Annotated in this window: 6 protein-coding genes and 1 pseudogene; all 7 read right to left on the bottom strand. The window is 66.9% G+C overall.

The features are described 5' to 3' along the window. A pseudogene (locus LH128_RS31890) lies at positions 1 to 163 on the bottom strand (glutathione S-transferase); the annotation flags it as partial. A 404-nt stretch (positions 164 to 567) separates the two neighbouring features. Then, on the bottom strand, positions 568 to 2,292 hold the full coding sequence (locus tag LH128_RS02915; RefSeq protein WP_008828083.1) for an FAD-dependent oxidoreductase: 1,725 nt from the start codon (positions 2,290 to 2,292) through the stop codon (positions 568 to 570). Beyond that, complete coding sequence (locus tag LH128_RS02910) at positions 2,289 to 2,879, bottom strand: gluconate 2-dehydrogenase subunit 3 family protein (RefSeq protein WP_008828082.1); 591 nt, start codon at positions 2,877 to 2,879, stop codon at positions 2,289 to 2,291. Before LH128_RS02910 ends, LH128_RS02915 begins: the two co-directional genes overlap by 4 nt. A gap of 1 nt (position 2,880) precedes the next feature. Next, a complete protein-coding gene (locus tag LH128_RS02905) occupies positions 2,881 to 3,783 on the bottom strand; it encodes a 3-keto-disaccharide hydrolase (RefSeq protein WP_008828081.1) in 903 nt (300 codons plus the stop codon). Continuing rightward, the gene (locus tag LH128_RS02900) at positions 3,780 to 4,157 is read right to left on the bottom strand and encodes a c-type cytochrome (protein WP_008828080.1); all 378 of its coding nucleotides are present in this window, start codon (positions 4,155 to 4,157) and stop codon (positions 3,780 to 3,782) included. The genes LH128_RS02905 and LH128_RS02900 overlap by 4 nt, the downstream gene beginning before the upstream one ends. Before the next feature lie 61 nt (positions 4,158 to 4,218). Further along, positions 4,219 to 5,169, bottom strand: a complete 951-nt coding sequence (locus LH128_RS02895; RefSeq protein WP_008828079.1) for an MBL fold metallo-hydrolase — start codon at positions 5,167 to 5,169, stop codon at positions 4,219 to 4,221. Continuing rightward, the coding region (locus LH128_RS02890; RefSeq protein ID WP_008828078.1) for an LLM class flavin-dependent oxidoreductase at positions 5,169 to 6,252 on the bottom strand (1,084 nt) is incomplete at its 5' end. The genes LH128_RS02890 and LH128_RS02895, both read right to left, overlap by 1 nt.

Here is a 6,252-nt window from a genome sequence, read left to right as displayed (position 1 = left end):
CCGGCGACTTGCCGAGCGGGTGGATGCGGCGCAGTTCGGGGGGCGCCAGCATCGTTTTCGGATCGCGTTCGTAGCGCTTGACCTCGTAGGGCAGGGACAGCTCTTCCAGCAGCCACAGGACGCGCTGCGAACGCGAGTTCTCCAGATGGTGGACGACGATCATCGGTGCATGGTTCTCCGCTGCTGCGCTTATCATGCCAACGGCCGGTGCGCGGCAAAGTTGCGGCCGCGATTCCCGCCGAGGCAGCGCCGTCATGCCAATCCGGACGCTGTGCGCATCTGGCGCCAGACCGCCGAGCATTCCTTTCGCGCCCTCAAGTCGCCAAAGAGTAATCGCCAGCTAAGACCATGTCGCGCAAACTCGGCCTCGGACGATATCCATCGACCACGACGGCGAAGACGTTTTCACACAGCCTGGGATCGGTACCTGATAAGGCATGGCGTCGGTGATGAGTTTGCTGTTTCAAGTTGGCCAAAGGCTGGCGGGGAAACCAGACCTAAGCTTTCGGGCGGCCTTGGACGTAAGCTGCACAGCAAAAATTCCGCCCGAACACATTGAAACAATAGCTAGATTTTCCCTTGCCTGATCTCGTCCACCGCATATGCGGCAGCCCGCGCGGTCATCGCCATGTAGGTGAGCGAAGGGTTCTGCCAGGCGCTTGACGCCATGGCCGAGCCATCGGTCACGAATACATTTTCGACCGCGTGCATCTGGTTGAAGCCGTTGAGCATCGAGGTGGCCGGATCGCCGCCCATGCGCACACCGCCCATCTCGTGGATGGCGCCCTTGATCGCATAACCCTCGCCGGGACGGGAGACGACGGTGGCGCCGAAGCCCTCGGCCATCTCGACGCTTTGCGCGATGGCGTCGTCCAGCAGCCTGCGCTCGTTGGCGCCGAAGCGCAGGGCGACGCGGATTTGCGCGATACCGTCCTTGTCGCGAGCCGCGGGGTCCAGCGTCAGGCGGTTTTCGGCATCGGGCAAAGTCTCGGCGAACAGGTTGAAGCGCAGGCGCCAGTCGCCGCGCTGGCGGGCCTTGCGCTTGAGGTCGTCACCGATGCCCGCGCCGAAAGCCCCCGCTTCCCAGTTGGCACGCGCGGCGTCGAGCTGGATGCCGTAGCCGCGCAGGAACGCGGGCGAGGTGTCGCCTCCGACGTTGCGGAAACGCGGGATGAAATGGTTGGTCGGCCGGAAGCCCGTGTAGTTGCGGTCCTGATAGCCCGGCACATGCGCGACGACCTGCACGCCCGAGGCATGGTCCATGATGTAGCGGCCCAGCACGTCGCTGGTATTGCCAAGGCCGGTGGGGAACGCCTCGCTGGTGGATTGCAACAGCAGCGCGGTGCTGTTGAAGCTCGATGCGCACAGGAAGATCGTGCGCCCGGTCACCGTCGTGGTCGCGCCGGTAGCGGTATTGCGCACGCGCACGCCGCTGGCGCGCCGGGTTGCGGGATCGTGTTCGATCGACACGACGCGGCTGTCGGTCAGCACCGTCAGCAGCCCGGTCGCCTGCGCGGCGGGGAGCGTGGAACTCTGCGTGCTGAAATAGGCCCCGAAGGAACAGCCGCGCGCGCACAGGTTACGGTACTGGCAGTTCGAGCGGCCTTCGTCCGGCTTTGCCTCGGTCATGTTGGCGAGGCGGCTGGGAATGAACTTGCGACCGGGATAGTGCGCCTCCATCCATTCCTTGAATTTCTGCTCGACGTGGTTGAGCGCCATCGGCGGCTGGAACTGGCCGTCGGGCAGATGGGCGATCCCCTCGGTGCTGCCCGAGACGCCGATGAAGTTTTCGACATGGTCGTACCAGGGTGCAAGGTCGGCGTAGCGGATCGGCCAGTCGGTGCCATGGCCGTCCAGCTTGTTGGCGGTGAAGTCGAGGTCGCTCATGCGGAAGCACTTGCGGCCCCAAACCAGCGAGCGGCCACCCATCACATAGGCGCGGGTCCAGTTGAACGGTGCGTCCTGCGGCGTCTGGTAGGGATGATCCTCCGGTGCCACGAAGAAGCCCGGCGCCTCGGTCAGCGGGTAGAGCGAGGAGGCACCGTTGAGGTTGGCGTTGCTCATGCCATAGCCGGCGAGGCCCTCATGAGTGGCGGCGGGATCGCGCTGGGCGCGGTAGTCGAACTCCCAGGGCGCCAGCGTTTCGGTTGCATAATCGGTGCCGTGCTCGACCATGCGGCCGCGCTCGATCATCGCGACCTTGAGGCCGCGCTGGGTCAGCTCCTTGGCCGCCCAGCCACCGGTGATGCCCGAGCCGATCACGATCGCATCGAAGTCCTTCGAGATACTCATTGGCCAAGCACCGTTTCGTTGCAGTAGTTTCGCCAGTCGGCGGCAAGCTCGATATCGGGCGCATAGCCGCCGGGCACCAGTTCGAAGCGCAGATCCTGCGAGCCACCGGCTTCGGATGTATAGAAGCCCCAGACCGTGATAGCCTTGAGCAGCCGGTAGGTTGCTCCATCGGCATCGTCCGCGCTGGTGGCGGGCACGCGGCAATCCTTGCGGCCCAGCATCGAGGCGGCGTCCACTTGTGCAAGGACGGTGTGCCGCACGGGCGCGGGGGCCGCCGCGAAGGGCCGGCCCGCAGCCGTGTCGAGCACCCGCTCCAGCCCGTCGATCGAGGTGCGCAAGGCGGCGATCTGCGCTTCGTCGCTGGCGCGCACGGCAATACGGTCGATGAAGGCGGGCACGCCGGCGGCCAGGGCCCCGGGGGTATCCGTGGCCGGGATGATGGTGTCGCAAAAGGCGGACAGGAACCGCATCTGCGGCGCCGTCAGCGCGCTTGCCGCAGGCGCCGGTGCAGCCCATGCCGCCCGCGCACCGCTCAGCGAAAGCGAGGCGGCGAACAGGCCCGAGACGAGGAACAGCCGACGGTCCATGTTACTTCGCGTCCTTGGGCAGTTCGCGGATCGCGATGTTGCGCCAGCGCAGCACGTCGCCCGGCCGCCAGCGCTGCCAGCCGCCATGGACCTGCAGCGCGATCGGTCCCGCCACCATGCCGCCGACCGCATGGTTGGCGGTGTCGGTGGTGTCGCTCACTTGCGTGCCGTTGATCCATACGGTGACATGAGGCACGTCGCCGGCGACGCGGATGCGGACGTGGTTCCATTGCTCCCGCTTCCAGAAGTCGGGAACCGGCTCGATCGGCGGATGCGCATAGTCGGGCTGCGGTTTCGCCGCCGCCTGCGCGGGATCGAGCTTGGGCGAGGTCGCCGGGACGTCACCCACCTGGACGCCGCCTTCACCGATGAAACTGCCCAGGTTCAACCCCGGCCCGGCCGTGTAGGCGCGGTCGCTCGAAACGTAGTCGAGCGTTACCTGATAGCCTGCACCTTCTTCGGTGGTGCGGAAGAATACGCCGCTGTCAGCACTCCAGTCCGGCTTGAAGTCGAAGGAGAGTTCGAAATTGCGGTACTTGCGATCGGTGACCAACTGGCCGCCCTGGCCCGGGGCGCTCTGCATGCCCATGAGGACGCCCTGACGCACCTCGAAGACGGGCGCGGTGCCGTGGCGGGATGTCTTGCTGACGTGCCATCCGGCGAGGTCACGGCCGTTGAAAATTGGCGTGAAGCCCTCGGGAATGGCGACCGGCAGCGGCGGTGCCTTGGCTTTGCCGTAGTCCGGCACCGGCGGCAATCCGGGCGCGAGCGCGCGGAACGGCAAGGTGAGACCCGGCGATATCTCGCGCATCTCGACCCCGTCCTTATCGGGAGCGGCGAGCGCCGGCATGGCTGCTAGGGTAGCATGGCCGACCAGCAGGGTGGCGATCCGGCGCACGGTCACTTGAGCCCCAGCAGGTAGTCCGCAAGCGCGGCGGCCGCCTTGGGGTCGGAGGTCCCGGCATAGGCCATCTTGGTCCCCGGCACGACGGTGCGCGGCTTGGCGAGGAAGGCCATCAGCGTCTTGCGATCCCACACCAGGTCCGACTGCTTCATCGCCGGCGAGTAGGCATAGCCCGGCAGCGTCCCGGCCTTGCGGCCGCCAACGCGCCAAAGGGTCGGGCCGATGGCGGAAGGAGCCTTGTCGGTGGTCTTGTGGCAGACCTTGCACATGGCGAACTGCGGCGGCGGGGCGCTTTGCGCCGATGCTGCGCTCGGCAGCAAGGTGGCGCCTGCGGCTACGACGGCCGCGCGAAGGAGAGTTCTCGTATAAGTCATGGAAGCTCCGTTTCTGTTCTTGCGGCCCGTCCGGCAGGCCATGGCCCACCCGGTTCGAGGTCTATGGGTAGTCGCGTGCAAGGGCGACCCGGCTGCACTGCGCGGCCACTTTCAAGGCCCGTTGCACCGTCGCCTGGCCCGTCACGAAGGGAGAGGTCGCCCCTTTCCGCTCCGCGGCGATCTTCGCGAACGTATCGTCGAACACCGGATGGTTGGACAGCCAGACGTCCGCGCCCCGCTGGCGCGCAAGCCCCGCGAACCGCTCGGCCGAGGCGGCCATGCCCGCGTACTGCTCGCGCGTCCGGGTATTGAACGCGGTGCCGCCCCACAGCGCGGCGACATGGCGCTCAGCCCCGTCGTGGACGGGGAACAGCAGCGACAGCGTGCCGGGCGTGTGGCCGGGCGTTTCGATCAGACTGATTACCGTCCTGCCCAGGGCCAGGTCCATCGCCCCATCGACAACGATGTCGCGGCGAGGTTTGGGATCGGTCCAGCGGGTGGTCTGCGCGATCACGTCCCAGTCCTTGCGGCTCGCCACAACCCGCGCGCCGTAAGTGTCCTGCAGGTAGCGCGCGCCGCCGTAGTGATCACCATGGCCATGAGTGACGACGACATAGCGGATCGTCGCCGGATCGAGGCCGAGCGCCTTGAGCCCATCGACGATCTCGGGACCGACCGAGTAATCGAACAGAGCGTCGATCAGGATGAGGCCCTCGTCGGTCTTGAGCGCCCATGCGGAAACGCCCTGCTGACCGACGTAATAGAGATCGTCGAACGCCTTTGCCGGGGGCGAGTACCAGCTCGCCCGATCGGCCACGTTCTCCGCCGGCGGGTGGACGACATCGACGGGGCAGAGCACTTCGTAAAGTGCGCGGAGGTCTTTGCCCGCCACCGCTTCGGCGCTGCGCATCTTCGGGTCAGGAGCCGAGGCCGGTGCCGGCGCGGCGCCAATTGCCGTTGCCATCATCGCGGCGACCAGGGCCACGCCACCGATCAAGGCTTGCTTGCGCATCAGGCCGCTTCCACGGCCAGGACATCCTCGCGCAAGCCCATCTCGACCAGCAGCGGCAGGACGTTCTCGCAGAAGTAAGGCAACTCCTCGCGGTAGTTCACGAACGACAGCGCGATGGCTGAGAAGCCGGCCTGCGATATCTCGGCCATCTGCCGTGCGATCGTCCCAGGCGAGCCTACCAGCGGGAAACTGCCGGCCCCGCCGGCGAAACGCTGGCGGTAGAGACGATAGCTTTCGTCATCGTGCGAGCCGGAGAATTTCTGCTTTGAACTCATATGCTGCTCGACCGCATCGTGGTCGGCGTTGGTGAGGGCATAGTCCTCGTAATAGGCCTCGGCCTCAGCGTCGGTGGGGCGGCACACCACGTGGCAAACGGTGCTCACGCCGACCTCGCGCCCGGCAGCGGCGGCGCGCGTGGCGATGTCGGCGATGTGGCGCTTGCCTTCCTCGATCGTGGTGAAGGTCGTGAACAGCTGGTCGCAGGCATTGGCGGCGAAGTCGCGGCCCGGCGGGCTGAAGGCGGCGTTCATCGTCACCGGGCGCGGCCGTTGCAGGGCGACGGGGCGAGTGATCGCCTGCTTCAGCTTGTAGAAGCGGCCGTCGAAGTCGATGGGACCATCGGCGGCGTAGAGCTTCTCGATCACATCCAGCCATTCGGCGGCGCGGGCATAGCCGTCGTCGTCCAGCGTCATGCCAAACATGCCGAACTCGCTCGGATTCCAGCCGCACACGATGTTGAGACCGGCGCGCCCGTGCGAGACGTGGTCGATCGTGGCCAGCGCCTTGGCCGCGAACAGCGGGTGGACGAGCGGCACGTGCACGGTGCTGAACAGCGCGATGCGGCTGGTCGCAGCCGCAAGCGCCGAGGCCCAGGTCAGCGTCTCGAACGACCATTCGCGCGCACGGGTGGCACCGCCGAAACCCTGCCAGCGGGCGATCGGCAGCAGAAAGTCGAGGCCTGCCTCGTCGGCGGTCCGTGCCGCGGCGAGGCAGTCGTCCCAGGCGGCGGTCCAGCGTTCGGGCACGGTGGTCAGGGACAAGCCGCCGTCGGCGTTGCTGGCAAAGGTGCCGAGCTTGAGGCGG

It is taken from the genome of Sphingomonas sp. LH128 (assembly GCF_000293195.2).
GTDB classification, from domain to species: domain Bacteria; phylum Pseudomonadota; class Alphaproteobacteria; order Sphingomonadales; family Sphingomonadaceae; genus Novosphingobium; species Novosphingobium resinovorum_A.
The sequence above is the reverse complement of the archived record's forward strand: the minus strand, read 5'-3'. Positions and strand labels throughout refer to the sequence as shown.